Origin of the sequence: Enterococcus sp. FSL R5-0957, assembly GCF_038008005.1 — a bacterium.
GTDB lineage: Bacteria > Bacillota > Bacilli > Lactobacillales > Enterococcaceae > Enterococcus_B > Enterococcus_B faecium.
Genome location: NZ_JBBOYG010000001.1, coordinates 2,085,813 through 2,112,493 on the forward strand (window position 1 = coordinate 2,085,813; position 26,681 = coordinate 2,112,493).

Sequence of the window (26,681 nt, forward strand, 5' to 3'; positions counted from 1 at the left end):
CTTCTCTTTTAATGCCAGCTATAGGGATCGAACCTACGACCTACGCGTTACGAGTGCGTTGCTCTACCAACTGAGCTAAGCTGGCCTTATCCAAAAGAAATTATATACTCTATTTGGCTGATTGTAAAGAGTCCGATGGAAAATTAGTTTAATTTCATGATATTTTTCATAAAACGTGGTATAATTGATGTGAAAGGCAGGTTTTATGAAAATGGCAACTTTTGGAAAATTTGATACAACTATCGTACCATCGGAAATTGGTGAAAAATTCAAGATCAATACTCACGTAATGTTCACAATTCACGGCAAGTCGCAAACTGGAACGATTTCAAAGCAATTGAAAAATTCCGCTGTTGTTGAGATTGATGAAACTGCAGAAAATGCGAACTTGATGACGCAAAGTAAGGGTGTAGTAATCGTTAACTACAAAGAACTAAAAAAGATTTGAATTTGACCATCTCTGCATTTTTGGGATGGTTTTTTTATATGCAAACGAAAGCTGTGAAAAAGCTGTTCTGCATCAAACATTAAAAATGACCAAAAAAGGATGTGACAAAAGCTGTGTCACACCCTTTTTCGTATTTACTTATTTTGTACCAAACAAACGGTCACCCGCATCCCCTAGTCCAGGAACGATATAACCATGTTCATTCAATTTTTCATCTAGAGAAGCTGTATAGATGTCAATATCAGGATGCGCTTCTTGCAAAGCTTTTACTCCCTCAGGTGCTGCTACCAAACAAACAAATTTGATGTTCGACGCGCCACGTTCTTTCAATGCATCGATTGCCATGATTGCTGATCCGCCTGTTGCCAACATTGGATCTACTACAAACAACTGACGTGCATCAATGTCTTCTGGAAGTTTGACGAAATATTCATGTGGTTCCAATGTTTCTTCATCTCGATAAAGACCGATATGTCCCACTTTAGCAGCTGGAATCAATTCCAAGATACCGTCAACCATTCCAATACCTGCGCGCAAGATTGGAATAATCGCTACTTTTTTACCAGACAACGTTTTTTGTGTTGTTTCAGTGATCGGTGTTTCGATCACGATGTCTTCCAATGGCATATCCCGTGATACTTCATATGCCATCAACATAGCGATTTCATCGACTACTTCACGAAAAACCTTTGTTCCGCAGTTTTTGTCCCGAATAATAGTTAGTTTGTGTTGAATCAATGGATGATCGATCACTTGAAATTTGCCCATTTTTTAAGCTCTCCTTTGTTCTGTCGTTTCTTTTTAATTGTAAAACAAAATCAAGTGATTGACTAGTCAAACTCGCCATTTTTCCTAAGAAAATCCGTTTTTGAAAAGAAGTTTTCCTGCGGACAAGCAAAGCTTATTCTTTTTTCTTGATCCAAGAAGTAGATAATGCCATTGCTGCACGCGTTGCCTTTGTCTGATCCATAGCATTTACCATGACAAAATCATGGATGATTCCTTGGAAGCGTACTTGTGTAACAGGAACCCCTGCATCACGAAGTTTGCGCGCATAAGCCTCACCTTCATCTCTTAATACATCCGCTTCTCCCGTTAAAATCATTGCTGGAGGAAGATCATTTAGTTCATTTATATTTGCTCTCAAAGGCGAAGCTGTGATTTCAGCACGCTCTTCTTCATTCGTCGTATATTGGTCCCAAAACCACATCATTCCTTCTCTTGTCAAAAAATAGTTTTCTCCGAATTCATGATAGGAATCTGTATCAAAATCAGCGTTTGTGACTGGATAATACAGCAATTGCTTGGATATTGGGAGGCCCTTTCGTTCTTTTGTTAAGATCGTCATGACTGTAGCCATGTTACCACCTACTGAATCTCCTGCAACGATTAGATTCTCGAGATCCAGATTTTTTGACTTGGCTAATTTATTCAGCTGTTGCAACACAGCATAATTTTGTTCAATTGCTGTTGGATATTTTGCTTCTGGTGATCGACTATATTCTGGATAGACAACGACGGAATTCGTACGAACCGCAAGTTCTCTGATCAATTTATCATGGGTTTGAGCACTGCCAAAAACCCAGCCTGCTCCATGAATATAAAAAATAACTGGTAATTTATTCATATTCCCTTCTGGTCGTACGAGACGAATATTGAGTTTTCCCCATTCGCCAGTATCCACCATCAAGTCTTCAATATCGACGGAATATTTGTTCACAGGTGATTCTTGTACTTCTTCTAGTAAAGCTCTTCCTTCTTCCGGTGCTAGTTCATAGATACGCGGATGAGGCGCATTTGCATCACTGAATGCTACTGCTTCCTTTTCTAACGAGATACGATCAGTCATGACTTTTCCTCCCTGAGATTTAGTGTGAAGACTAAAATTACACCTCATATACTAGAGAGCATCACCGATATTGTCAAAGAATCCGTTTTCCCAAAAAATAAACAGAAAAAAACAGAAAAGCCCAACATTGAACTTTTCTGTTTACTAATGGAATTTAAATTTTTATTTTTTATGCAACGGAAATTTTTCAGTTAATTCGCGTACACCTGTTTTGACTTCGTCTAGTTGAGCGTTATCATCTTTTGCTTGTAATGCTTTGACAACTAGTTCAGCCACTTTTACAGCATCTTCTTCTTTGAACCCGCGAGTAGTGATTGCTGGCGTGCCGATTCGAATACCGCTTGTTTTGAATGGACTTAGTGTTTCAAAAGGAATCGAGTTTTTATTTACCGTGATATTCACACTGTCCAAAATGCTCTCTGCTTCTTTTCCATTTATACCTAACTCGCGAACATCGATCAACATCAGATGATTATCTGTCGCCCCTGAAATGACTCTGGTTCCAATTGCTTGATTGAACACTTTGACCATTGCTTTTGCATTGGCGATGATTTGTTCACTATATTCTTTAAATGCAGGATCTAATGCTTCTTTGAATGCTACTGCTTTACCTGCAATCACATGCTCTAGAGGGCCGCCTTGAATACCAGGAAATACCGCACTATTTATTTTTTTTGCTAATGCTTCATCGTTTGTCAAAATCATGCCGCCTCGAGGGCCACGCAATGTTTTATGAGTGGTAGTCGTTGTGATATCTGCATAAGGAACTGGATTAGGATGAAGTCCTGCTGCTACTAATCCTGCGATATGTGCCATATCTACCATCAGTTTTGCGCCTACTTCATCTGCGATTTCTCTGAATTTCGCAAAGTCGATCGTTCGTCCGTAAGCACTGGCACCTGCTACGATCAATTTTGGTTGATGTTTTCTAGCTAAAATACGTACCACATTATAATCAATAACTTCTGTTGTCGGATCAACACCGTAAGCAACAAAGTGATAGGTTTTGCCACTGAAGTTGACTGGTGATCCATGTGTTAGATGTCCGCCTGCGGAAAGATCCATTCCTAAGATCGTGTCCCCTGGTTCTACCAAAGCGAGATAAGCAGCCGTGTTGGCTTGAGAGCCGGAGTGAGGCTGGACGTTCGCAAATTTCGCTCCGAATAATTCTTTTGCACGGTCAATCGCTAAATTTTCAACGATATCGACAAATTCACACCCACCATAATAGCGATGCCCTGGATAACCTTCTGCGTATTTATTTGTCAAGATACTTCCTTGTGCAGCCATCACTGCTTCGGAGACAAAGTTTTCAGAGGCAATCAGCTCCAAATTATGTTCTTGTCTTTCTTCTTCTTTGGCGATCGCAGCCCAAAGATCAGGATCAAACGTTTTGTAATCTACCACAAACAACAGCTCCTTTTTATTTTCCTACAATTTTATTTTTCCCATCAAAAACAAATTGCCAAATATTCGTATCTCTTCTATTACGATTAGTTACGCTTAGTTTTTCGTTCACTGATAGAAGATTTACTTGATAGCATTGTATCATACTAAAAGAATGCGACAATAACCAATTGATCATTTTTCAAAATAATTTTGTCCTGCTGCTTTTTTCAAGCGATTCATATAAGCATTCCCCAATCCAGTTTCTGGATATACTTGTACAAAAATCAAATCTAATCCAAGTGTTGGTTCATCTAATCCTCTTAGACCTGCAAACAATCCTTTAGCCGCCGCTTCTACTGAGTTGTCGTTATACATATAAACAGCTGCAGTATCTGTCCGCACTTGATCCGCAATTTCGGGGCTTGCTATGACACCTGCACGGATCTTCTTATTTTTTGCCCATTGAACTGCAGTTGACCAATCGCCATCTCTGACCATCAGAACACGTGTATCGGGTGAGTAGTGTTTGTATTTCATCCCAGGCGCTTTTGGTGTTTCATTTTCTTTTACAAGATGCTGATCAATAGCAACAGGAGATTCGATGACTGCTTCGATTTGTTCTTTCGTTACTGCACCTGGTCGTAAAATCATAGGCATGGCTGTTGGATCACTTAAATCAAGAACAGTGGATTCTACACCAATTCGCGTAGCTCCATCATCAATAATCCCGGTAATTTTTCCTTGTAGATCATGATATACATGATCTGCAGTCGTTGGACTTGGTTTTCCCGACGTATTTGCACTTGGACCGACAAGCGGAACACCGGAAAGTTCGATTACTTCTAGTGTTTTTTTGTTATCCGGCATACGAAATGCAGCTGTGGATAATCCTCCCGTCACAACTGAGGGCAAAGTGTCTTTTTTGATCTTAAATATCAAAGTTAGTGGTCCAGGCCAGAAGTTCTTCACAATCTTCTCTGCTGCCGGATGAAAGTTGTCCACATACTCTTTTACTTGTTCAAAAGAGGCGACATGGACGATTAATGGATTATCTTGCGGTCTCCCTTTTACAGAAAACACTTTCTTGACAGCGTTTGGTAAAAGAGCGTTGGCGCCCAATCCGTATACTGTTTCGGTAGGAAAAGCAACAAGTTCTCCTTCTTTCAGTGCTTCGGCTGCCTCTTGCAATTCTGTTTCATCATATCGTTTCGTTTCCACAGTTTATCCACAACCCCTTTTTCATACATTCTTATTTTGTCTGAGTTTATCCTCAAGTTTTCCACTGTTTGTGGATAATCTATTTGTCAATAGTGGATAAACTTGTTGATAAACCAAAAAGTTGTTTACATCCTTGTCAAATAAGTGTTTTTTTATAATAAAAAAACAAATAAAAAATTTTTCATCCACAACTTCAACCATAAACTTGGATCATTCGTTCATTGCCAAAAAGATCCTTTTTTATCGCCACTTTTTTATCTGGAAATGCTTGCTGAAATATTTTTTTTACTGCTTCACCTTGGCGAAATCCGATTTCTAAAAAAATCTTTCCATTTGATTTTAGTACGCTTGGTGCTTCAACTGCTATTTTTTCATAAATAGCTAATCCATCGTTCTCAGCAAAAAGGGCTATTTTAGGTTCGAATGACCGGACACTTTCATCCATCAGTTCCCATTCATTCCGACTGATGTACGGCGGATTAGAAATAATCACATCAAATTGCTGATCCATTACTGGTCCTAATGTATCTCCATGATAAAAACTGATTTTCGTTCCTTCTTTCTGAGCATTTTCTTTCGCTACTTCTAATGCTTCTTCTGAAAGATCCACAGCAGATACATGCCAATTTCTTCTTGCTGCTTTCAAACTAATAGCAATTGCTCCAGTCCCTGTCCCAATATCTATCACTTCTAACGGTACATCAGGCGTCTCGTCTAAACACCATTCGACTAACTCCTCTGTTTCTGGTCGAGGGATCAGTGTTGCTTCAGTTACCTTTAACCGATGATCATAAAAATCTGCATATCCTAGCAAATACTGAGGTGGATGATCTGCAAGCAGAAGTCGCAGATCGGTTTCGATCAACCGCTGTTCTTCTTCTGAAATCTCTTCGTTCATATGAAGGAGCCAATCAAGTTTTTTCCATTGTTTTCGTTCCAAAAATAAAAATTGGATACTATATGCTTCTTTCCCATGATCCTCTAAAAAAGAAGAAGCCCGTGACAGGACTTCTCGATAGGTCATTTTACCCATTTTGCATAGCTTCCAGTTTTGATGTTTGATCATACATGATCAATGCATCAACGATCTCATCTAATTTCCCTGCTAAAATCTGATCTAATTTTTGGATAGTTAATCCGATACGATGATCAGTCACACGATTTTGCGGGAAATTATACGTCCGGATCCGTTCTGAACGATCCCCAGTTCCGACTGCTGATTTTCGATTGGCATCATACTCGCTTTGTGCTTCTTGCTGGATCTTATCGTACACACGAGCACGCAAGATTTTCATTGCTTTTTCACGGTTCTTGATTTGAGAACGTTCATCTTGCATAGCAACAACGATCCCTGTTGGTAAGTGAGTCAAACGTACAGCAGATGCTGTTTTATTGACGTGCTGTCCGCCAGCACCTGAAGCATGATAGATATCTGTACGGATATCTTTGTCTTCAATATCGATCTCTACTTCTTCAGCTTCTGGCATCACGACAACTGTTGCGGTGGAAGTATGGATACGCCCTTGCGATTCAGTTGAAGGAACACGCTGGACGCGGTGCGCACCACTTTCATATTTTAATTTCGAATATACGTTGTCTCCGGTGATCATCATGATCACTTCTTTATATCCACCGATTCCGGTAACGTTAGCTTCCATCACTTCTGTTTTCCAGCCTTGTGCTTCAGCATACTTTTGGTACATATTGAAAAGATCGCCAGCGAATAATGCTGCTTCGTCTCCGCCTGCTGCTCCACGGATTTCCATGATGATATTTTTATCGTCATTTGGATCTTTTGGTAAAAGCAAGATCTTGATTTTTTCTTCTAAGACTTCTTTTTCTTTTTTTAATTCAGATAATTCTTCTTTTGCTAGTTCAGCCATTTCATCATCCAGTTTTTCACCAAGCAGTTCTTCTGTATCGGTGATTCCTTGTACTACTTCTTTATAACGACGATAAACTTCGACTGTTTCGCGCGTGTTTGCTTCTTCTTTTGAAAGCTGCATAAAACGCTTTGTATCAGAAATCACTTCTGGGTCACTTAAAAGTTCTCCAAGCTCTTCATAACGGTCTTCAATTGCTTGTAATTGATCGTACATGCTTATTCTCCTTCTGTAATCATTGATGGGTGAAAGTAATGTTTTCGACAAACGGGGTAATAAGCTTCATTTCCGCCAATTTGCACTTGATCGCCTTCATAAACAGGGTTTCCATCAATATAATGTAAATTCATGATTGCTTTTTTGTGGCAGAACCAACAGATTGTTTTCATTTCTTCGATTTTGTCTGCATAAAGCAATAAATATTTTGATCCTTCAAATAACTCGTTTCGAAAATCATTTTTCAAACCAAATGCCATAACCGGAATATCCAATTCGTCCACAATTCTCGTAAAAGCAATGACATGTTTCTTTTTTAAGAATTGCGCTTCATCGATCAGCACACAATAGGGTTTGCTTTCCATTTTCTGAATTACGTCAAATACGTCTGTTTCTTCAAATATCGGCATCGCATTACGTTTCAGTCCGATTCGGCTTGAAACAACGCCTAAACCATCTCTTGTATCAATACCGCTTGTCATTAAGACAACTGGCTTATTTTGTTCTTCATAATTATGTGCGACTTTTAGGATCTCGATCGTCTTGCCGCTATTCATTGCGCCATACTTAAAAAATAGTTGTGCCATGCTCTTTTTCACCTTCCAGTTTGTTCCTATGGTATTATACTTGATTTTCAGCATTTTTTACAGTGAGAATTTTCATCAAGCACAGATTAGTATTAAATCTATTGCTCACTTTTGTTCCAATTTTTTGACAAGAACTAAACATGGGTTCTATTCATCCCATAAATTTGGAAAAACTTCCAACCTTGAAAATCCTAATGATTCGTAGAAACAAATAGTTTGATCATATATAGAGTAGTGCCCCTCGTCTACAGTCTTCACTTGCAAATATTTGTAATGTTTTGCTGCGTAACCTTCTGCTTCTTTAAAAGGTTTTGTTCCTAATCCTTGGTGATGATAGTCTTTTTTTATTCCCATACAATAGATTTCGGCAGTATCTTCACTTGTCTGTGAAAGAGTGATAAAGCCTAAATATTCTTCTTTTCTTTTTTCACACCATAAAGGTAGTTTACTTGATTCCTCGATATATTTTTCCGTTGATTCAGGAAGCCCAAACCACTCAGGCAAGTCTAGTAATATTTCTCGGACACACTTTCCTTTTTCCTCTCTATCTTTTACAAACGATATCGGCATATTCTTTCTAGATTCTCCCTTTTTGAATTGAGTATAGCATGCTTTCTTTCTTTTCACGTGCTATAATAAGTTAAAATTTCAAAGTTTTACGTAAGGAGCTATTTGATGACAAAAAATATTTTTGATTCCATCGCTAACAATTATGATTCCCCTGACCGTCAAGCATTAGCCAAGATTATTCGCGAAGAACTAACTACCTATCTACCGCGCGACAGCCACCAAAAAGTCCTGCTGGATTACGGAGGCGGAACTGGGCTTGTTAGTTTACCGCTTGCGGAAAGATTCGAAGAACTGATCATTGCCGATGCTTCGGAAACTATGCTGAAAATGGCAGAAGAAAAGATCCAAGCAGCAGATCTGAAAAATGTCCGAACGATCCACGCTGATGCTTCTGTCGAATTTCCTGCTGTCCAAGCTAATCTCATCCTTCTATCACTTGTACTTTTACACATTCCTGATACGGAGAATATTCTTACAAAACTTTATGAAATTTTAGCTCCTGGCGGTCAATTGATCATCGTAGACTTTGACAAGAATGAACAAATTAGTCATCCGAAAGTCCATAATGGCTTTAGCCAAGAAGAATTGAATAATCGATTGGAAAAAACGGGCTTTGTCTCTGCTACTAGTCATACCTTCCATCGTGGGGAAAAGCTATTTATGAACAAAAACGCTTCGCTTTTCTTATCCATCAGCCAAAAAGCTTAAAATGAGATTGCAAAAAAAGTGAGCAACTCCAAGAAATAAGAAGGAATTTTCGGAAAAAGAAGCTGTGACAAAAAACATGTCACAGCTTCTTTTTATTTTTTTATCACATGATTTTGATTTCTGAAAGAGGCCAATAACGGAAAACAACTTTTCCTTGGATCATATCTTTGTCGACTAACCCAAACATTCGGCTGTCTTTTGAAATCAAGCGGTTATCGCCTAGAACAAGATACTTTCCTTTTGGCACAGTATATTCAAAGTCACTCGTAAAGGTGGATGAACTTTCTGCTTGTGCTTGGAATCCTGAGCTATAAGCATATTCTCCTTGTAACTTATCTTCTGAAAATTCTTTTTTGAACTCATCCAGATAAGGTTCATCATACTTTTTGCCATTAATGGTCAACTGGTCATTTTCCATCTTGACTGTATCTCCAGGCATACCGATGATCCGTTTAACAATCATCCGTTCTTCATCCCCCGGTTCCTTTGTAGTAATAATATCCATTCGTTCATAGTTTGAGATCTTAGATGAAATCAATCGTTGTCCATCACTTAATGTAGGGTCCATCGAATGCCCGTTTACAGTAACTGGTGTAAACACGTACACTCTAGCTAATAAAATAGCCGCTAATACAAGGATCAAAATCCCCCAATTTTTCAAAAATTCTTTCACAGCTTACCTCCTACTTGTATTTTCCTCGTTATTTATTACGTTTTTTCACAATACTTCGTTGTACTTTCTTTATTCTACAATGTTTATAAATGAAAGGAAAGAATAAGTGATGTGTTCGTCTTATCTTTCTCGTTATATAAAAAAGGAACGTGACAAAAGACGTGTCACATCCCCCTTATTCCGAATAAACGTTTTTATCGCAACCACTGATACACGGCGTTTCATCACATTATGAATGTCTTCTTCTTTGGCTACGACTATAAACCACTGGTTCTTCCTGCGACTGTGCCTTTTTTGCAATCAATTTCAGACGATAAGGCTCATGATAGCGTAACCCGTCTTTGACAAAATCACCGCCGACGATGAACAATCCTACAGGTTCCAATGTGTCTTCTGTTGAGTCAAGTCGAATGGTCCCTACTTTTTCCATGTCCGAGTAGCTTCGTCCAATATTTAGAACATACTCTTTCTCTCCTGTTTTCTTGACATAGTAATAAGGATACAATGTATTTCTGTCGACCAGAAATCCATCCATGCGACCGAGTTCATTTGTTTTGATCTCACCATTTCCAATCAAATACCGCATATTCTCGGCTAATTTCAATTGATAATCTTCGTCATAAGAAACCATGACCTCTTGTGTATTCACTTTATCGATCGAATTTCCATTATCTATCGATTCTTCTGTCTGGATGTTGAACGCTTCATCAGGTAAATACTTCACAAAAAGCTGAGTGACATCGGCTTTCGTGTTTTTATCTAAAAAGTAATAAAATACATTTAAAACAGTAAAATAAACAAGCACTAGAAATGCAAGTCCATATAAGAAAAATTGAAGATAGTTTTGGTTTTGCCAAAGTCCATAAACAATTCTCAATAAATAAAGCGTGGGAATCACACTTAAAATCGTATATCCACGGTTAAGATATTTAGGACTGATGTCTAAATAGCCAAGGAATTTATGCACCCCGTTGATAAGGTCTAGTAAAAATGTCATTGAGAATCACCTGCTTGCTGGTTATACGTTTGTGTATTTCCTGAATCTTGGTTTTGCTGTGCTGTACGTGCTGCATCATCATTTTGCGTGTTATCATCTACAGTCGTACTGCTTGGTATCGTTTCGGAGCTAGCACTTGTATCCGGACTTGTACTTGGATTGGTTGAATCCGATGGAGTGCCATCTGGTACCGTATTACTTGTTTCGCTTGAGCTGTCAGTTGTATATGTCTCATCATACGACGAACTAGTTGTTGTATCGTCCCATGTACTTGTCGTAGTGGTTTCATTCAAACTTTCCGTTGTTGTTGGTTCAGATGTCGAGACTGAAGTAGTTGGTGTTGTTTCTTCTACAGTACTAGAACTTGAACTTGGTGCACGGTAGCTGGAACTATTCACAATACCTGTAGTAGTCGCGACAATCGTCGAGATTGTTAATACAGCGATTGGCTTCAAAATAGGTGCTACTTTTCGCATCTTATCTCTTCCTTCATTGAAATTTATTCTTGTTTCCTTACTTTACTACGGACAAATTATACAGTCTACCTTATTTCTACCATAAATTCTTTATTTTTTTCTTACGTTTTTCCGAAAGATTTCTTTAATTTTCCTCAAAAACTACGGTTGATGTTTTTAAGTAAGCTTTTGCTTCCCGATTGATTTCTTTCAGATCGCATCCTTGCTGCTTGGCAGCGAACACGCAACCACAATAACATTGGCGATAAATATCATACTCTTTGCACATTTGCAAAGAGCGTTCATAGCCTTTGTTTTTCTTGAAATCACTTGGCAAGTATTGTGTCCCGTAAATCTTTTGGATATCCATTCCGATCTGATTGATCAAAGCTGCATTTTTCTTTGGCGAGATGGTCAGGGCACTTCCAAAGTAATCGTATCCTAGTTCTTGCGCTTTTTGCGCAACAAGATCTAATCGCATATTGAAGCATGCACTGCAGCGAGCACCACCTTCTTTTTCGTTTTCAAGATGGTTTGTTAAAACCATTTTGGTGAATTCATTTGGACGGTATTCATCAACGATTAGCGCAACATGATGGTCAGTTTTCTCATTAAATTGGTCTACAAATCGTTTTTGTTCATGTAATCTTCGCAAATACTCACTTTTAGGATGAATATTCGAATTTGAAAAAAATAACGTAATCTCTGCATATTGAGACATGAATTCCAATGTGTGCGTACTGCAAGGAGCACAGCATGTATGTATTAATATCTTAGGCTTTACTTCTTCTTTCTCCCATTGCATGATCATTTTTTTCAGAACTGTATCATAATTTATTTTTTGATTTTTCATTTTCTCTACGATTTGTTGAGCATTAATCAATTTGTTATTCCTCCTCCTTCTTTTTTCTAGGATTTGCCTTATTATAAGCCATTTCTATTTTAATCGAAAGCTGTATTGTTATCTGTTTAATAATTTCTTTGAGTATTCCTAATTCCCCTTGTATACTGGTAGAAACGACTATTGTCAGGAGGATAGTACTGTGCATGTTGATTTATTCTTTCGAAGGCTGCAGCGGCGAGGACAGAAGTTTGCTGCCAATCATTTCTCATCGATCCAAATCATCGTTTTTTATTATATATTGATGACGGTCTTATCACTCGTTCTATTTTATATGCCGATTTTTCGCGAACCAGATAGCCATGTTTCTTTTGTGGACATGCTGTTCATGGCAATCAGTACAGTGAGTGTGACTGGACTATCGACTTTTGATATCAATTCTGTGTTCAATGATAACGGTATTATACTGCTGGAAATATTATTTCAAGTTGGTGGTTTGGGGATCATGATGATTTCTACTGCTTTTGTCATTTTTTCTAAACGACGAATCACACTGAAACAGCGACAGCTGATCATGACGGATATGAATCAACCGCGTTTGTCTGGTATCGTCCGACTGATTCGGATCACTTTTGCTATTTTAATCTGGTTTCAATTACTTTTTGGGACATTCTTTTCTATTTATTTTTATTACAGAGGCTATTTTAATCGTTGGCGTGATGCCGTTTTTTACGGTTTTTATCAGGCGATATCGGCTGTCACGAACTCTGGGTTTGACGTCACTGGGGATTCCATCAAGCCCTTTGCACATGACTATTTTTTCTTGATCCTGATCATGTTTTTGATTTTTGTCGGAGGAATTGGTTTTCCTGTATTGATGGAGTGCCGGGAATGGCTATTATACAAACGTTCCAATGCGAAGCTTCCGTTTCGTTTTTCCTTGTTTACCAAATTAGCTGTGTTAGCTTTTGTTATCTTGTTTGTTTGGGGAACTGTCTTGATTTATCTATTGGAAAAGGACCATTTATTCCAAGATTCCAATATGAGTGTCAAATGGATCAATTCGATGTTTTATTCGATTACGACTCGTAATGCTGGTCTGCAGATTCACGATTTGGGTGATTTTCAAATCACAACACTGATCATTTTTTCTTTACTGATGTTTATCGGATGCAGTCCTAGTTCTGTAGGTGGCGGGATTCGAACAACTACTGTAGCAATCATCGGTTTGTATCTATATTCCTTCCTCAAAAGTGAAGATAACATCAATATTTTTGGACGGAGAATCGATCAAGATGATGTGCGAAAATCAGTCGTTGTCTTTATGCTTTCTCTTGGTATGTGTTTCTTTTGTATCGTTTTTTTATCTGCTACAGAGGAACAAACGCTAATCTCGATCATCATCGAAGTAACTTCTGCTTTTGGAACAACTGGTTTATCTTTAGGGATTACCGGAGACTTGTCTGTTGTGGGCAAAATCACGATTGCTGCACTGATGTTTATTGGGCGGATCGGAATGCTATATACATTGATGTTATTCGTACCAAAAGAAACACGAGATCTAGGCTATGAATATCCAAGCGAGAAAATTATTATCGGTTAAAATGGGAATATAGGTAAGAGGGAATAATAAAATCACAGCAGCTTGAAACAATCATTTTGTTTCAAGCTGTTTTTTTGTTAAATCATGCGATTTTGTCCGATTTCATGCACTTTCAGCCGTAACCTTTTCTTAAGAATAAGAAAAGCAATTTAACCTTTTTTTCAACATATGGTATGATTAGTTGAATTTATTCGTCAGCAAATCGTTTTTGGAGGTTACATAATGGGAATACGCAGTCATTTTGCGATTGCAGTTGGAAAAACGTCGCAATGGGCATTAAAAACTTTTTTTAAAGGCGGATCAAGTTTACCAGGTAAACTAGCGCTGAAAGTCGATCCACATATACTAGATAGTTTGGCAAAAGACTACCAAGTCGTCGTTGTCACCGGAACAAACGGTAAAACATTGACTACCGCTTTAACAGTCAATATTTTGCGCCAGCAATTCGATGAAGTTCTAACCAACCCTACTGGTGCGAATATGGTACAGGGAATTGTATCGACTTTCTTGCAGGCAAAACCAAAAAAAGGACAGAAAAAGTTTGCTGTCCTAGAAATAGATGAAGCAAGTTTGAGCAAAGTCACAGAATATATGAAACCAAAACTGTTCTTATTTACAAATATTTTCCGTGATCAAATGGATCGGTATGGAGAAATCTATACGACCTATAAAATGATTGTAGACGGTGCCGCAAAGTCACCAAATGCAACGATTATCAGTAACGGTGATTCACCAATCTTCAATTCTATCGAAACAGTCAATCCTAGAAAATATTATGGCTTTGACCATGAAGAAGATCGTGAACAAATGGCTCATTACAATACAGACGGTGTCTTATGTCCAAATTGTCATCACATCTTGCATTATAAAATGATCACTTATGCAAACTTAGGGAAATATTACTGTCCAAATTGTGACTTCAAACGTCCTGAATTGGATTATCGATTAACTGATATGGTACGGATGGACAATGTGTCAGCAGATTTCGTGATCGATGGTCATGAATACGGAATCGAAGTTGGCGGTATGTATAATGTCTACAATGCTTTAGCAGCTACTGCAGTGGCAGAGTACTTCAATGTCGATCCTGATAAAATCAAACAAGGTTTAGGATATGACGAGAAAGTGTTCGGCCGACAAGAAGTCATCAATATCAATGGGAAAAAATGTACATTAGTACTTGTCAAAAATCCTGTAGGTATCAATCAAGTAATCGATATGATTGGTCTAGCTCCTTATCCATTTTCTTTAGTGGCTTTATTAAATGCCAATTACGCAGACGGAATCGATGTCAGCTGGATTTGGGATGGTAATTTTGAAAACTTTGCTGATATGGATATCCCAGCTGTTATTTCTGGAGGAGACCGTCATACAGATATGACTTTACGTCTAAAAGTTGCCGGGATTCCAGAAAATAAATTGACAGAAACAAAAGAATTACCAGAAGTAATCGAAAAAATCAAAGAATTGCCAACTGAGCATGTCTATATTTTAGCTACTTACACTGCTGTATTGCAGCTTCGTAAAGAACTAGCTGCTCAAGGATTTATCAAAGGAGGAATGAACCGTGGCTAATTATGAACTCAATATCGCCCACCTTTATGGAAATTTGATGAACACATATGGTGATAACGGAAACCTTTTGATGTTGAAATATATAGCAGAAAAAATGGGGGTTTCTTGCCATACGGAGATCGTTAGTATACATGAACCTTTTGATGCTGATAAATATGACTTGGTTTTCTTTGGCGGTGGTCAAGACTTTGAGCAATTAATCATTTCAAAAGACATCCAGAAAAAGAAAGATTCTTTGATCAACTATATCGAAAATGATGGCGTCATGTTAGCCATTTGTGGTGGCTACCAATTGCTAGGTCACTACTACATGGGAGCTAATGGAGAAAAGATCCAAGGAATCAGTGCACTGGATCACTACACGTTAAGTCAGGAAAATAACCGGTTTATCGGTGATATCGTTATCCATAACGAAGAATTCAATGAAACTTATTATGGATTTGAAAACCACAATGGTCGGACTTTCTTAGGTGAAGGTGAACGACCTTTGGGGAAAGTGGTACAAGGTCAAGGAAATAATGGCGAAGACCAATCTGAAGGTGTCATTTACCGAAATGTCTTCGGTTCTTATTTCCATGGACCTATCCTTGCAAGAAATGAGAACCTGGCAGCTCGCTTGATCCGCCTAGCTTTAGAACAACGTTACGGTAAAGAGTTGGACCTGCCCTATCTTGAAGGACAAACAGCCTAGTTATTCGAAAAAGGGGAATGTGACAAAATTTGCGTCACATTCCCCTTTTTCGTATCCTATTTTAAGCGACTTGCTTGGCATAACGGTTCACGTTTTGCTTGATATTCCCGATTGTTTTCGGATCATTGATTCCTGTGACTTCTTGGATCAATTGTTCTAAGTTTTCATGGATTTTCATTTCATGCAGTTGACGGCTTTGTTCATCTTCAGGATCATAGTAATTAAAAATAATACCCATTGTTGCCGTTAAATGTGGACAAGTCAAGTTATGTTCTTGTAGTTCTCTCACTGGCCGTGTAAACCGTTCTTGATAACCTAACTTACGTAATGGTGTCCGAGCGACACGTGTGATCGCATCAGAGATATTTTTGTTTTGGAAGCGATGAATGATTTTTTCAATATACGCATGATGCTGCTCTGCATCAAACCCCCATTTGGCAATCAGCAAACTTCCTGTTTCCTGCAGAACTGATTTTAATTGTGCCACAACTAACGCATCTTGCATTGCTTCATCAATGGTCTGATAACCTAATAAGGCACCTGTATAAGCGACAGTCGCATGACCAGTATTGACACTAAATAGTTTGCGTTCGATATATGGTTCTAGATCATCTACATATAAAACCCCTTTTAATTGGATTTCTTTATTTTTTCTTTGGCTATCGTCAATGACCCATTCCTTGAAAGGTTCTACTTGGACGAATAAAGGATCTTCATGGTGTTGTAATGGGACGATTCGATCGACTGCTGCATTTGGAAAGCCGATATATTTGTCAGTAAATGATGTTTCTGGAAGATATTTATACACTTCTTTTTCTAGAAATGCTGAACCGCCAATCATGTTTTCACAGGCAATGACATCTAAAGGTGTTGTGTTTCCTTCCATTTCTCTTTCTTGGATACCTTTTGCAATCAACTCGGCAATAAAAGGTAAGATATTCGGGCCAATGGCGGTAGTGACTAAATCTGCTTCAGCGATTTCTTGGATTACTTTTTCTGGATTTGTTTGATTGTTGATTCCTTTGACATTTTTTACAGTGATTCTTTCTTTTGATTCATCTGCTAATTCGATTTCGTATTCTTTTCTTTCATTTAAAGCATCAATGATCGTGTGATTCACGTCTACGAAAGTAATCTCAAATCCATTAGCTGCCAAAATTTCTCCAATAAATCCTCGACCGATATTTCCTGCACCAAAATGTACTGCTCTCATTTTTCTCTCTCCTTAAGCAATTGCTAGATTTTCCGTTACTTCTTCTTTGCTGAGCGCGTCTGCTAGTTGGACAACATTGTCCATATCACTGCAATAAAGTGCGATTTGCTGTACAAGTTGCAGATGCTCATCGCCGACTCCTGCTATACCGAACAAAACAGTCGCAATCTTTTCTTCTTCTTCCGTACCAAAATTGACACCGTCTGGCACCTGTACGACACAAATGCCGGATTTTTTCACATATTTTTTTGCTTCATCTGTTCCATGAGGAATCGCGATAAAATTCCCCATGTAAACAGATAACATGTTGTCTCTTTCTACCATGGCATCGATATATTCCTCATCAACGCATCCTGCTTCTACAAGCTTTTGACCGCAATAGCGGATCGCTTCTTCTTTGGTTTTAAATGATCGATTGAGCTCGATCATGTCGAATGGCAAACTTTGCATGCTGTTTTCCTCCCTTGAGCTGTCTGTTTCAAATATTGTGCAATCGATTCGTATTTTTGCGGATTGACCATGCTGTTGACTGATAAATGAATGGATTGAGGCGCAGCCATCTGTACTTTTTCCGCTAAACTTTCTTTGGCTACGATCAGTGAATCAGGCTCCCCTTTTAACTCCTGGATGTTGACTTTTCGTAACGGGATAGTTAAATGGTTCTTGTCTAATATATCTTTGAGCACGGTCATCCCCATTGTTGCTGATCCCGAACGATCATCGTGGACAAGTAGAATCTCTTTAATTTGTTTGATGTTTGCTGAAAGAAACTCTTCTGTTGGCTCGTTCTTGATTTCAGAAACTGATGGTTCCTGTTTGCTGCTCAATTCTTGAATGATTTCATCATATCGAGGTGAATTCAAAAAGTTTTCTACTGAGACAAAACGCGCGTTCGGTGCTTTTTGTTTTGCTCTTTCTTGTAGTTCGACTTGAGTAACGATCAATGTATTCGAGTCATCTGTCAGTTGGCTGATTGCTTGGTTAGTCACCGTTTGAGGCAAGTCTGCTTCCTGTACTTTTTTTCTCAAGATCGAAGCGCCCATCGCACTTGATCCCATCCCTGCATCACAAGCAAAAATGATTTTTTGTACGCCAGATAGCGCAGTTCCTTGAGGAATACCTTGGGCACCTTTAGATGCTTGTTTAGCTGCTTTTGTCTCTTGCACAGACTTTTCAAAGTCTTCATTTGTATCTTTCGCATCCGCTTTCAAAATTACTGCAGAAATACCAAACGAAACAGCTGCGGCAACAATCACGCCCAAAATAACAGGAAGGTAAGAATTGAACGGTGTCATCGCTAGAATCGCAATGATCGACCCTGGAGAAGCTGGCGCTCTTAGTCCAGCATCCATCAATTGGAAAATGAAACTTCCTGACATTCCTCCGCCTATAACTGATAAGAATAATAACGGTTTCATCATAACGTAAGGAAAATAGATTTCATGGATCCCGCCTAAAAAGTGAATGATCATGGCTCCTGGTGCTGAAGATTTTGCTGCTCCTTTGCCAAACAAAGTAAAAGCAAGTAATACGCCAAGTCCTGGACCAGGATTTGCTTCAAGCAAGAATAGAATAGATTTTCCAGCCTCTGCTACTTGTTCAGTTCCCAATGGTGTTAAAATCCCATGGTTGATTGCATTATTCAAAAATAAGATTTTTGCTGGTTCAATAAAAATACTTGTCAATGGAATCAAATGGGCAGATAAAATGATCTCTACACCTTTTGCCATTGCTTGAGTCAATGCATCGACAACTGGACCAATCGCAGAAAAACCTAATAACGCTAATCCAAAACCGATAAGACCAGCTGAAAAATTATTGACCAACATTTCAAAACCGGATTTGATCCGTTTTTGGAACAGCTGATCAAACTTCTTGATGGCATATCCACCAAGAGGTCCCATGATCATTGCGCCTAGCATCATTGGAATATCTGTTCCGACAATCACACCCATCGTTGCAATTGCCCCAACAACTGATCCGCGGTCACCAGCAATTACTTTTCCGCCAGTATAACCGATCAATAAAGGAATCAGATAAGTTAGCATTGGGCTTACCATGGTAGCGAAAGCCTCATTTGGTAAATAACCATCTGGGATAAATAGAGCCGTTAATACACCCCAGGCAATCAGTGCTCCAATATTTGGCATGACCATGCTTGATAAAGTACTGCCTAATTTTTGTACCCTCGCTTTTAGCGAAATGTTGTTTTTGGGAATCGTCCGTTCCATTTTGTCTCTCCCTCTCTCCTTTTGATACTCTAATTGTATCCGCTTACTAAAAAGAGAAATAGTCGTACTTTGGCACGAAACTTTGTGCCAAAGGTTTGAGTATGTCAGCAAAATAAAAAGATTTCGGTATCAGAAAACTTCAATTTTAAATAAAACTGTTATTTTAATTTTTTTATAATATGCAAACAATAACTTTTGTTAGCATTTCATTTAGATGTTTTTCATTCTATTATGTTATTAAATTTTATATTGGAGGCCTATCTATGACATTACTGATCAAAAACATGAACATGAAACGTGGTAAAAAACGTGTGATTCGACAATTGAATCTTTTAGTAGAATCAGGAGAAGTAGCTGCTTTGATTGCCCCGAACGGATTTGGCAAAACAACTTTGCTGAATGGCATTGCCCAACTGCTACCAACAACTTATGATCAATTGTCCCTTCACAACATCTCTCCTACTGCTTATACAGATTATCGCCGGCCTTTCTTTTTTCTAGAATCAACGAATCAGTTATCCGACTATCTATCGGCTGTTGATTATTTGACTTTGATCAAATACTATTGGCAGAGCAAAGTAGAATGCCAAACTGTTTTCCAACGATTGAAGATGACTGAGTACCTTACTTTGCCGATTGGAAAAATGTCTCTAGGAATGAAACAACATGTCTTGCTTGCTGCTTACTTGATCAGTGATTCATCTGTCATGTTATTCGATGAACCGTTGAACGGATTAGACCCAGGAAGTATTGATATCTTGAATAGCCTCATCAGACAATGGCAGAAAGAGGGGAAGACGATTCTTCTTTCTTCCCACGCTATCGCGAATATCCAATCGATTTGTTCTAAAGCATGTTTTCTAAAAAATGGAGAAATCGTCACAGAATCCTCAAATATGGAAGAGATTTTAGCTATTTATCGTAAATTATATGAGGTGTAACTATGTCTTTACTTACATTTGAACGCAATCTCTTACTAAAAAACAAAGTAAACTTTTTATTTCCTCTATTGTTGGTCGTGCTCTTTGCATTCCCACTTTTTTTTGATCATAAACTTGCTTATACAGAATTCGATGAACTGAATCATAACTATGAAGAGATGCAACGTTTGATTGAAACGTTGAAAGAAGATGAGAATGAGAAAGAATTTGTGGAAAGTTTAGAGAAAAGCAACAAACTGATCGAAGCAATCTTACATGCAAAAAACACAGGGAATGTCCAGCAAATGGTCGAAGCAACTTATCATTATATGATTTGTCAAATTAAGCTAGAATAAAATGCTTCTTGTACATAGCTCAAAAATATTTCGATTGGTGTTCTGTAATTCAATGATTTTCTTGGAATATGATTACGTTGATTGCTGACACTGGAAATAAATGTCTGATTCACTTCTCTAAAATCCATTGATTTCGGCAGTCCATTACGACGCAGAATCCCGTTAGAATTCTCGTTTAATGGGCGTTGAGAAGGTGTTCCAGGGTCCGCAAAATATATATCAATATCATGTTGGTTACTAATGGCTTTCCAGTTAGAAAATTCTTTTCCACAGTCAAACGTAATAGATTTAAAGAAGTTTTTAGGGAAGCGAGAAAACCATTGATTAAGGGCAGTTTCAATATCTAATGCCTTACGGCCGTTGGGTTTAATCGTGATAATGACTTTAGATAATCTTTCAACTAAAGTAATGACGGCACTTTTATGATGAATGCCAACGATCGTATCACCTTCAAGGTGACCAAACTCAGAATTGAAATCAGGATAATTATCAGGTCGATCATGGATTGAGCGCTGATACTGTTGTTTTCCCCGTTTTTCCTGATGGCCATTGGGTTTTCTTTTACCTTTCATCGGTAGTGTGTCAATATCAAATATTCCTTTAGAAAATAAACGATAAAGGGTTCTCATACCGCATGAAACAGGTCTTTCTTTTCGCCCGATAATGACGTCAGGCGTCCAACCAAGAGTGACTTTCTCTTTAATGTAATCTACTTCATGAGCAGGTAATTGAATGACTTTTCTACCACATTTTTTCTTATTTTCTTTATACTGGTGCCAATAATCAAGAGCAGTCTTACCTTGCTTGAACTTATTGACTACATTATAAATAGTTTGTATAGCACGTCCCATTCGGTTAGCGATTTCAACCGGCTTATTATGTTGAAGATAATATGATTCTATCATTGTCAGTTCGTCTATGGTAAGATGTTTGTAGGTCATTTATGGTTACACTCCTTTGTTTTCTTTCGTCGGAAATACAATTTGAGTGTACCATAAATGCCTTTTTATTTTTCTAACTTAATTTTACAATTCGCGTTATGAAAAAGATATATTGGATCGACTGATTTCTGGTCAAAGACAAGGAATTCCAATCATTGAACAACAAAAACGTGTCGAGTTGCTCCGTTATATGAAAGAACATCAGATCCAAAGATATTCTATTTTTGACTTGCCAGCGCATCTCCCTTTAGCGAATTACTATGAAAATATTTTTTCAGGAATGATTTCTAGTTTTTTGATTTTATGTATAACCCCCTTATTTCTTTCTTCCATCATCTCTTATGAAAAAAGAAAGCAGGTAATCTCTCTAGTCAATCTATTATCGGATAGTATGGTAAAGAAACATAGCATCCGTTTTACCGTTTATTATGGTGCAGCTATGCTAAGTCTCGTGATGCCATTTTTGATCGTCTCTATACTAGTAATAATCAAAAATGGTTTGGGAGACTTCCGTTATCCTGTAGGAACGATCATTGGTCAGGAGATACGAATCCTTCCGATGTATGCGTATCTTTTCCAGAGCTTTCTGTTCCTGTTGTTGTGGGTGCTCTTTTTAAGTACAATCAGTTTTCTTCTATCTGCTTTATTTGAACATTCTCTAGTCAATCTTTTAGGTACACTTCTTTGTCTTTTCTTAGCAGAGTATCGCTTGTTTTCTTCGATTGGATGGATAGAATCAATCAGTCATTACTTGCCAACTTCTTATGTTGATTTTCAAAATGTGATCATAGGAGGAGATATTTTCTCGCCACTAGCTTCAGAACAGGTTACTTTCATGAATGGTATCTTGACACTTGGTATATGGAGTATCGTTTTATTATTCATAGGTATGGGCACTATCTATATAAAAAAGAGCTATTAAAACACAAAAATAATAGGGGCGGTGACAAAAACCTTGTCACCGTCCCCTATTTCAAATAAACGGTTTTCTAGAATAAATAGTTTTCAAAAGCTTGCATCCGCAGTAATAAGAACCTCCCAACAAAAATAGCTCCTCTTATTTTTATCTTGGTTGAAGTTATTACTTGATGCAAGGCAGCTTTTTTTACTGTGAACATTGGTTATATATGTCCATGTTCAAAAATCATTTGGACTTCTTCAATGGTTTCCGCATCACTGAGCGCCATTACTTGGTCGATGTCTGAACAGAAAAAGGCTAAATCTTGGAGCACCGCTAACTGATGTTCTTTTTTTAAAGCCACTACAAATAAGAGTGTCGCGATTTTTGGTTCCTCTTTTGTTCCAAAGTCCACACCATCAGGCACTTGGACTAAATAGATTCCTTCTTCTACTACTTCTTCATCTTTGTCAGTCCCATGTGGCAAGGCTACGAAATTCCCGATATAGACACTCGCTTTTTCTTGTCTTTCGATCATTGATTGGATATATGCCGGTTTGATTCCCCCTTGTTGGGTCATCCACTGGCCGATCTCGGTCAACGCTTCTTTCCAATTTTGATAGGATTGATCGAGCAATATTTTTTCTGCTGGTAGCTGGATCATCTTTTCACCTTCATTTCTTTATTTCTTCAATCAGGATTTTCGCTAGCAACTGATAAACGATTTCTTTATTTCCTGAGCGGAAGATCTCGGTGTTCAAGTCATTCATGATGATTGCTCCACTGATCTTTCCTAAAAGAATCCCGTCTTTTTCTTGGATTGGCGAAGGCGCCAGCATAACTAACATACGGGACAAATCGACTGGCTGTCTATCCATCCCTTCAATGGTCAACGGATGTTTCAAATTGAAAATACAAAAGATCGGTTTAGAAATCAATGAGCTGGATGTATGGAATAACCCCATATCTGTATGAGGAATACCGATAGGTGCTTGTTCATATCGCTTAAGCAATCGGCGATGAATCACCTCTTCATCCGTTACTAGTCCTTCAGGAAAATAAGGAAATAAGCTGCGAATCGTTTCGGAAATCGTCTCAGGATTATCCAGTTCTTGGATAAAAAAACGACCGAGTAATTGATTGATTTGATCCATGAAATGCATTGTTTCCTCATAAGTATCTTCTATCATCCACTCGTTATTGCTGTTATACGTAATTTTTTGCCTTTTTTTCTTCTCAATATGCGAAAAAGCTTCTTTTAGCTGCTTGACTTCATCTTCTAGCAGTAGCGGGGAGACTAAAATATATTTTCCACCGTATCCTGGTAAAATAGATGTAGAAATAACAACATCATATTCTTCTTGTAAATCGATTTTTTTTAAATCAGCAATCCGATAGAAATGAATTTGTTGGATGAAGGGAAAATACCTTTTCAATCGTAGTTCCAACATGCTAGTAGAAGCTAATCCACTTGGCGAAAATCCTGCAATACTGATATTGCTTTCTTTCGGACTTTTTTCCAATGAATTTGCAAAATGAAGGACCATATATGCGATCTCTTCTTCGGATAATTTTTTTTCTTGAAAAATCCGCTCTACTGCTTTACGGATTGCATTCGCAACTTCCTCGTATTGAACCATGATTTTTTCTAAAATCGGATTGGTCAGTGTCTCTTCTTGTAAAACGGCTCTTGAAAACACACCAGATAAATGAGTCAACAGCATTTTGTACAAAGTTTCATCTTCATAAAAATGGACATTCGTCTCTTCACTTACTTCTTGAATCAGTTGTTTTACTAAATAAGCAAGCTGTGTATCGAACGTCTCTTCAAAGAAATTCTGATCAAATGAGTTCGTGAAGTCATTTAATAATCCTGCAAAAAAGACGATCTCATTTACTGGATAAAGTTGTTTTGTCTCAGAAGCGATCCGTGAAAACAATCGTTTAGCTGTCTGTAGTAATTCTTTGTTTGCCAGACCATTATATGTCTCATTTGTCAGTAAATGATTTTTCGTCACACGCTCCATCGTCAATGTCAGCATCAAAACCAAATGTTCAAGCTTTCTATCACTTAGATTGGTCTTTTTTTGGATTAATTCTTCCCCGATTACTTTGCGTGCAAGAGATAGATGTTGCGGATCAACGAATCGAAAAAAATAATTCAGTGATACATCGAAAGAAATACTATGAAAAAGTTCATATTCATTGATTTCTAATTCTAATACATTCGCTGTCAGAAGCCGGCGGTATTTTTCCGGTCCTTCGATCTCGTATCCCTGGTTCCGAATGATTTCCAAAGGCAGTTGGCGAATACTTTCTTCCAACTGTTTGATATCTGCATAAAAAGTGGTATTACTGATGCGATATGATTCCATGAAATGAGCAAGACTCAACGGCTCTGTCGTCAGTAACAACTCGGCTAAAATCGCGTGTTGTCGTTTAGCAGTGGATAAGTCATTACTTTTCCCATCTGTATTTTCTTTTAATTGCTCTAATACTTCTTCTGATGCCTCAATGACAAATGAGCCTCTAGCTGCTTTTTTCAAAGAAGCATTTACCGATTTCAATGAGACTTCAAGATTATCTAATTCGCGGTAAATAGTCCGTTTACTGACCTTCAATAAATTCATCATTTTTTGGATAGATACAGGTGACGGGCTACTGAGAAATTCTGCTAATAATTGTTTTTCTCTGGGCGATAAATACATCTTATATTTCTCCCTTCACGAGTTTTTCGTATTCATTCGTAGCTACCCAATGTTCAACTAGAACTAGCCGAGGGATCTTTTCTTCTAGCTGTTCAGTTACAGCTAGTTCTCTTTGTGCGATATAAATCGTTTCTTCTTGGATTTTGATTTTTTCTATTGATTCTTTTGAGATAACAAACTGTTTTTTCGCTTTTTTTGCTAATTGACTTAAAATCGTCATGCCCATAGTTTGTGAGCCGCGTCTGTTGTTTTTATACAAAAATACAATATTAGCAGGCGACGTTTTTTGTTCTGTGATATCTGCTATCTCTTTTTTTCTTCCCGCTTTGGAAATTGGATCGCTTCTTTTATTCGTGACAGCAAGATATCTGTTTCCAAAAAGTGATCCAGTACATAGATTTGACTTTGAGGTACTTTTTCTCTTGCAAGACCCGCTAGTCCATGTTGCACGATAACCAGCTGATTTACTTGGTTATTCAATTCATAGATAGAGCTGTATCCGACAGAAAGATCGATTTTTTCTGCTGCTAATTTCTTTTTCAGCAGGGCGGCTCCCATAGCACTTGATCCCATACCTGAGTCGCAAGCAAAAATGACGGAATGAATGATAGATGGTTCCAAGATTTCTCCCCTTTCTTTGACCGTTTTGTTCTCTTTTTCTTTATTTGGTAATTTCAATAGTATCGCTGCACAAATGAAGGTCACAAATGTACTGATTGCTATCCCTATACTTACCCCAGCTAGTTGTGGATAAGGCGCATTGGCAAAAATCACGAGTAGTGATCCAGGCGATACAGGTGCAGCTAATCCCGTATCTAACCATTGAAATATCAACGTGCCGCTTGCCCCACCAGCCATTACAGCTAAAAATAGATACGGTCGCAGCAAGACAAATGGAAAATAGATTTCGTGAATCCCGCCAATCGCATGGATCATCAATGCTCCACTCGCATTTACTTTTTCCTGTTTTTCTGCAAAACAAAGGATAGAAAGTAAGATCCCTAAACCAGGTCCAGGATTTGCCTCCATCAAAAATAAGGAAGAGTACCCGACTGTTTGTGAGAATTCGATTCCTAAAGGTGTCAATACACCATGATTGATTGCATTATTGAAAAATAGTACTTTTAGAGGTTCTAAGATCAGACTGACAAGTGGTAACAGATTCATTGTGACTAGCCAAGACACAACGGAGGCGAGCAACAAGTGAACACTATTTAAAACTGGTTCAATAAAAACGATTCCAATTATACAAATAACGCTACCAGTCAGTCCTACTAGTAGGTTGCTGACAAGCATTTCATATCCAGCCTTGAATTTCACATGGAATCTAGAAACAAATTGTTCATATACGATGCCGGCAAGCGGCCCGATAATCATCGCTCCTACGATTTGTGGAGCATTGGAACGAGCGATCAACCCTAAAGAAGCAATTGCACCGGCGACTGCCCCTTTTTGTCCCCCTACCGATTTCCCGCCTGAATAACTGATCAAGATGGGTAAAAGCAGCTGGATCATCCAATGGCATACCTCTTCTAATGTGGTGTGCAAATCGCCAGACACACCTTTTGTTGCTAATGACAAGATTCCCCAAGCGATAAACAGACTTAGATTTGGCATGATCATTTCATTTAAGTGATGTCCAGCTTTTCTCAGTTGTTTCATAGACACGCGACTGCTGTTGTTTGCTTTCCATTTGTATTCCATCTTTTTC

Annotated in this window: 25 protein-coding genes, 1 tRNA gene and 3 pseudogenes; 8 read left to right on the top strand and 21 right to left on the bottom strand. The window is 38.1% G+C overall.

Translation table 11 applies throughout. The features are described from left to right. Nucleotides 1–12: 12 nt before the first annotated feature. A tRNA-Thr gene (locus MKX69_RS10175) sits at nt 13–85 on the bottom strand. 120 nt (nt 86–205) lie between these two features. Between MKX69_RS10175 and MKX69_RS10180 the strand changes: the two genes are divergently transcribed. Next, on the top strand, nt 206–448 hold the full coding sequence (locus MKX69_RS10180) for a hypothetical protein (RefSeq protein ID WP_002294094.1): 243 nt from the start codon (nt 206–208) through the stop codon (nt 446–448). A 138-nt stretch (nt 449–586) separates the two neighbouring features. Here MKX69_RS10180 and upp read toward each other — a convergent pair whose 3' ends face one another. The 9 genes from upp to MKX69_RS10225 form a co-directional block, all read right to left on the bottom strand. Then, entirely contained in the window at nt 587–1,216 is a 630-nt protein-coding gene (gene upp / locus MKX69_RS10185; RefSeq protein WP_002294095.1) for a uracil phosphoribosyltransferase, read from the bottom strand. A 133-nt stretch (nt 1,217–1,349) separates the two neighbouring features. After that, a complete protein-coding gene (locus MKX69_RS10190; protein WP_002318665.1) occupies nt 1,350–2,297 on the bottom strand; it encodes an alpha/beta hydrolase in 948 nt (315 codons plus the stop codon). A 162-nt stretch (nt 2,298–2,459) separates the two neighbouring features. Beyond that, complete coding sequence (glyA, locus tag MKX69_RS10195) at nt 2,460–3,704, bottom strand: serine hydroxymethyltransferase (protein WP_002294099.1); 1,245 nt, start codon at nt 3,702–3,704, stop codon at nt 2,460–2,462. 174 nt (nt 3,705–3,878) lie between these two features. Further along, nucleotides 3,879–4,904 carry an L-threonylcarbamoyladenylate synthase gene (locus tag MKX69_RS10200; RefSeq protein WP_002318664.1) on the bottom strand — a complete coding sequence of 342 codons (1,026 nt, stop codon included), beginning with the start codon at nt 4,902–4,904 and terminating at the stop codon, nt 3,879–3,881. Nucleotides 4,905–4,925: 21 nt separating this feature from the next. Next, nucleotides 4,926–5,105: a hypothetical protein gene (locus MKX69_RS10205; RefSeq protein WP_341010059.1), complete on the bottom strand. Its 180-nt coding sequence runs from the start codon at nt 5,103–5,105 to the stop codon at nt 4,926–4,928. Continuing rightward, nucleotides 5,098–5,937 (bottom strand): peptide chain release factor N(5)-glutamine methyltransferase, encoded by an 840-nt coding sequence (prmC, locus tag MKX69_RS10210; protein ID WP_002318663.1) that lies wholly within the window; start codon nt 5,935–5,937, stop codon nt 5,098–5,100. Before prmC ends, MKX69_RS10205 begins: the two co-directional genes overlap by 8 nt. After that, a complete protein-coding gene (prfA, locus tag MKX69_RS10215; RefSeq protein ID WP_002289676.1) occupies nt 5,930–7,003 on the bottom strand; it encodes a peptide chain release factor 1 in 1,074 nt (357 codons plus the stop codon). The genes prmC and prfA overlap by 8 nt, the downstream gene beginning before the upstream one ends. Nucleotides 7,004–7,005: 2 nt before the next feature. Further along, entirely contained in the window at nt 7,006–7,590 is a 585-nt protein-coding gene (locus MKX69_RS10220) for a thymidine kinase (protein ID WP_002289675.1), read from the bottom strand. Nucleotides 7,591–7,737: 147 nt separating this feature from the next. After that, on the bottom strand, nt 7,738–8,160 hold the full coding sequence (locus MKX69_RS10225) for a GNAT family N-acetyltransferase (RefSeq protein ID WP_002339735.1): 423 nt from the start codon (nt 8,158–8,160) through the stop codon (nt 7,738–7,740). Nucleotides 8,161–8,265: 105 nt separating this feature from the next. Here MKX69_RS10225 and MKX69_RS10230 point away from each other — a divergent pair, with 105 nt between their 5' ends. Beyond that, complete coding sequence (locus MKX69_RS10230) at nt 8,266–8,868, top strand: class I SAM-dependent methyltransferase (RefSeq protein WP_002318661.1); 603 nt, start codon at nt 8,266–8,268, stop codon at nt 8,866–8,868. Nucleotides 8,869–8,971: 103 nt separating this feature from the next. On the opposite strand, the gene lepB is transcribed toward MKX69_RS10230, so the two are convergent. The 4 genes from lepB to MKX69_RS10250 form a co-directional block, all read right to left on the bottom strand. Further along, nucleotides 8,972–9,541: a signal peptidase I gene (lepB, locus tag MKX69_RS10235; protein ID WP_002294105.1), complete on the bottom strand. Its 570-nt coding sequence runs from the start codon at nt 9,539–9,541 to the stop codon at nt 8,972–8,974. Between the two features lie 229 nt (nt 9,542–9,770). After that, nucleotides 9,771–10,538 (bottom strand): DUF6681 family protein, encoded by a 768-nt coding sequence (locus MKX69_RS10240; protein WP_002302142.1) that lies wholly within the window; start codon nt 10,536–10,538, stop codon nt 9,771–9,773. Beyond that, nucleotides 10,535–11,014: a hypothetical protein gene (locus MKX69_RS10245; protein ID WP_002294107.1), complete on the bottom strand. Its 480-nt coding sequence runs from the start codon at nt 11,012–11,014 to the stop codon at nt 10,535–10,537. The genes MKX69_RS10240 and MKX69_RS10245 overlap by 4 nt, the downstream gene beginning before the upstream one ends. 124 nt (nt 11,015–11,138) lie before the next feature. Then, the gene (locus tag MKX69_RS10250) at nt 11,139–11,876 is read right to left on the bottom strand and encodes an epoxyqueuosine reductase QueH (protein ID WP_002287242.1); all 738 of its coding nucleotides are present in this window, start codon (nt 11,874–11,876) and stop codon (nt 11,139–11,141) included. Nucleotides 11,877–12,036: 160 nt separating this feature from the next. On the opposite strand from MKX69_RS10250, the gene MKX69_RS10255 reads away from it, so the two are divergent. The 3 genes from MKX69_RS10255 to MKX69_RS10265 all read left to right on the top strand — a co-directional run bounded on the left by MKX69_RS10255 (nt 12,037) and on the right by MKX69_RS10265 (nt 15,703). Then, a complete protein-coding gene (locus tag MKX69_RS10255) occupies nt 12,037–13,437 on the top strand; it encodes a TrkH family potassium uptake protein (RefSeq protein WP_341010064.1) in 1,401 nt (466 codons plus the stop codon). Nucleotides 13,438–13,659: 222 nt separating this feature from the next. After that, complete coding sequence (locus tag MKX69_RS10260) at nt 13,660–15,012, top strand: Mur ligase family protein (RefSeq protein WP_002318659.1); 1,353 nt, start codon at nt 13,660–13,662, stop codon at nt 15,010–15,012. Then, nucleotides 15,005–15,703 carry a type 1 glutamine amidotransferase gene (locus MKX69_RS10265; RefSeq protein WP_002287245.1) on the top strand — a complete coding sequence of 233 codons (699 nt, stop codon included), beginning with the start codon at nt 15,005–15,007 and terminating at the stop codon, nt 15,701–15,703. Before MKX69_RS10260 ends, MKX69_RS10265 begins: the two co-directional genes overlap by 8 nt. A gap of 61 nt (nt 15,704–15,764) precedes the next feature. Here MKX69_RS10265 and MKX69_RS10270 read toward each other — a convergent pair whose 3' ends face one another. From MKX69_RS10270 to MKX69_RS10280, 3 genes are read right to left on the bottom strand one after another with little or no spacing between them, the layout of a single operon-like run. Next, nucleotides 15,765–16,916, bottom strand: coding sequence for a mannitol-1-phosphate 5-dehydrogenase (locus MKX69_RS10270; protein WP_002318658.1), 1,152 nt, complete (start codon nt 16,914–16,916; stop codon nt 15,765–15,767). Between the two features lie 12 nt (nt 16,917–16,928). Beyond that, entirely contained in the window at nt 16,929–17,366 is a 438-nt protein-coding gene (locus MKX69_RS10275) for a PTS sugar transporter subunit IIA (protein WP_002291499.1), read from the bottom strand. Then, nucleotides 17,342–19,147, bottom strand: coding sequence for a PTS mannitol-specific transporter subunit IIBC (locus tag MKX69_RS10280; RefSeq protein ID WP_341010067.1), 1,806 nt, complete (start codon nt 19,145–19,147; stop codon nt 17,342–17,344). Before MKX69_RS10280 ends, MKX69_RS10275 begins: the two co-directional genes overlap by 25 nt. 263 nt (nt 19,148–19,410) lie before the next feature. Between MKX69_RS10280 and MKX69_RS10285 the strand changes: the two genes are divergently transcribed. Together MKX69_RS10285 and MKX69_RS10290 are read left to right on the top strand one after the other, a co-directional pair. Continuing rightward, a complete protein-coding gene (locus MKX69_RS10285) occupies nt 19,411–20,088 on the top strand; it encodes an ABC transporter ATP-binding protein (RefSeq protein ID WP_341010069.1) in 678 nt (225 codons plus the stop codon). A gap of 2 nt (nt 20,089–20,090) precedes the next feature. After that, nucleotides 20,091–20,396 (top strand): annotated as a pseudogene (locus MKX69_RS10290) (ABC transporter permease); the annotation flags it as partial. 8 nt (nt 20,397–20,404) lie between these two features. Here MKX69_RS10290 and MKX69_RS10295 read toward each other — a convergent pair. Next, nucleotides 20,405–21,364, bottom strand: a complete 960-nt coding sequence (locus MKX69_RS10295; protein ID WP_002293280.1) for an IS30-like element IS6770 family transposase — start codon at nt 21,362–21,364, stop codon at nt 20,405–20,407. Nucleotides 21,365–21,461: 97 nt separating this feature from the next. On the opposite strand from MKX69_RS10295, the pseudogene MKX69_RS10300 reads away from it, so the two are divergent. Beyond that, nucleotides 21,462–22,286, top strand: a pseudogene (locus MKX69_RS10300) (ABC transporter permease); the annotation flags it as partial. Nucleotides 22,287–22,485: 199 nt separating this feature from the next. Here MKX69_RS10300 and MKX69_RS10305 read toward each other — a convergent pair. From MKX69_RS10305 to MKX69_RS10315, 3 genes and pseudogenes are all read right to left on the bottom strand, one after another. Continuing rightward, the gene (locus MKX69_RS10305) at nt 22,486–22,926 is read right to left on the bottom strand and encodes a PTS sugar transporter subunit IIA (protein ID WP_002287254.1); all 441 of its coding nucleotides are present in this window, start codon (nt 22,924–22,926) and stop codon (nt 22,486–22,488) included. A 10-nt stretch (nt 22,927–22,936) separates the two neighbouring features. Next, entirely contained in the window at nt 22,937–24,970 is a 2,034-nt protein-coding gene (locus tag MKX69_RS10310; protein ID WP_341010072.1) for a BglG family transcription antiterminator, read from the bottom strand. A 1-nt stretch (nt 24,971) separates the two neighbouring features. After that, nucleotides 24,972–26,674: pseudogene (locus MKX69_RS10315) on the bottom strand (PTS transporter subunit EIIC). Between the last annotated feature and the right edge of the window lie 7 nt (nt 26,675–26,681).

Bases quoted from the DNA above. Each gene is read 5' to 3' on its own strand.
- MKX69_RS10240 (WP_002302142.1), bottom strand. From the start codon at position 10,538: ATGACATTTTTACTAGACCTTATCAACGGGGTGCATAAATTCCTTGGC.
- MKX69_RS10310 (WP_341010072.1), bottom strand. From the start codon at position 24,970: ATGTATTTATCGCCCAGAGAAAAACAATTATTAGCAGAATTTCTCAGT.
- MKX69_RS10285 (WP_341010069.1), top strand. From the start codon at position 19,411: ATGACATTACTGATCAAAAACATGAACATGAAACGTGGTAAAAAACGT.
- MKX69_RS10190 (WP_002318665.1), bottom strand. From the start codon at position 2,297: ATGACTGATCGTATCTCGTTAGAAAAGGAAGCAGTAGCATTCAGTGAT.
- MKX69_RS10270 (WP_002318658.1), bottom strand. From the start codon at position 16,916: ATGAGAGCAGTACATTTTGGTGCAGGAAATATCGGTCGAGGATTTATT.
- MKX69_RS10245 (WP_002294107.1), bottom strand. From the start codon at position 11,014: ATGCGAAAAGTAGCACCTATTTTGAAGCCAATCGCTGTATTAACAATC.
- MKX69_RS10225 (WP_002339735.1), bottom strand. From the start codon at position 8,160: ATGCCGATATCGTTTGTAAAAGATAGAGAGGAAAAAGGAAAGTGTGTC.
- MKX69_RS10220 (WP_002289675.1), bottom strand. From the start codon at position 7,590: ATGGCACAACTATTTTTTAAGTATGGCGCAATGAATAGCGGCAAGACG.
- MKX69_RS10205 (WP_341010059.1), bottom strand. From the start codon at position 5,105: ATGGTTGAAGTTGTGGATGAAAAATTTTTTATTTGTTTTTTTATTATA.
- MKX69_RS10280 (WP_341010067.1), bottom strand. From the start codon at position 19,147: ATGGAACGGACGATTCCCAAAAACAACATTTCGCTAAAAGCGAGGGTA.
- MKX69_RS10295 (WP_002293280.1), bottom strand. From the start codon at position 21,364: ATGACCTACAAACATCTTACCATAGACGAACTGACAATGATAGAATCA.
- upp (WP_002294095.1), bottom strand. From the start codon at position 1,216: ATGGGCAAATTTCAAGTGATCGATCATCCATTGATTCAACACAAACTA.
- MKX69_RS10260 (WP_002318659.1), top strand. From the start codon at position 13,660: ATGGGAATACGCAGTCATTTTGCGATTGCAGTTGGAAAAACGTCGCAA.
- MKX69_RS10230 (WP_002318661.1), top strand. From the start codon at position 8,266: ATGACAAAAAATATTTTTGATTCCATCGCTAACAATTATGATTCCCCT.
- MKX69_RS10305 (WP_002287254.1), bottom strand. From the start codon at position 22,926: ATGATCCAGCTACCAGCAGAAAAAATATTGCTCGATCAATCCTATCAA.
- MKX69_RS10275 (WP_002291499.1), bottom strand. From the start codon at position 17,366: ATGCAAAGTTTGCCATTCGACATGATCGAGCTCAATCGATCATTTAAA.
- prfA (WP_002289676.1), bottom strand. From the start codon at position 7,003: ATGTACGATCAATTACAAGCAATTGAAGACCGTTATGAAGAGCTTGGA.
- MKX69_RS10180 (WP_002294094.1), top strand. From the start codon at position 206: ATGAAAATGGCAACTTTTGGAAAATTTGATACAACTATCGTACCATCG.
- prmC (WP_002318663.1), bottom strand. From the start codon at position 5,937: ATGGGTAAAATGACCTATCGAGAAGTCCTGTCACGGGCTTCTTCTTTT.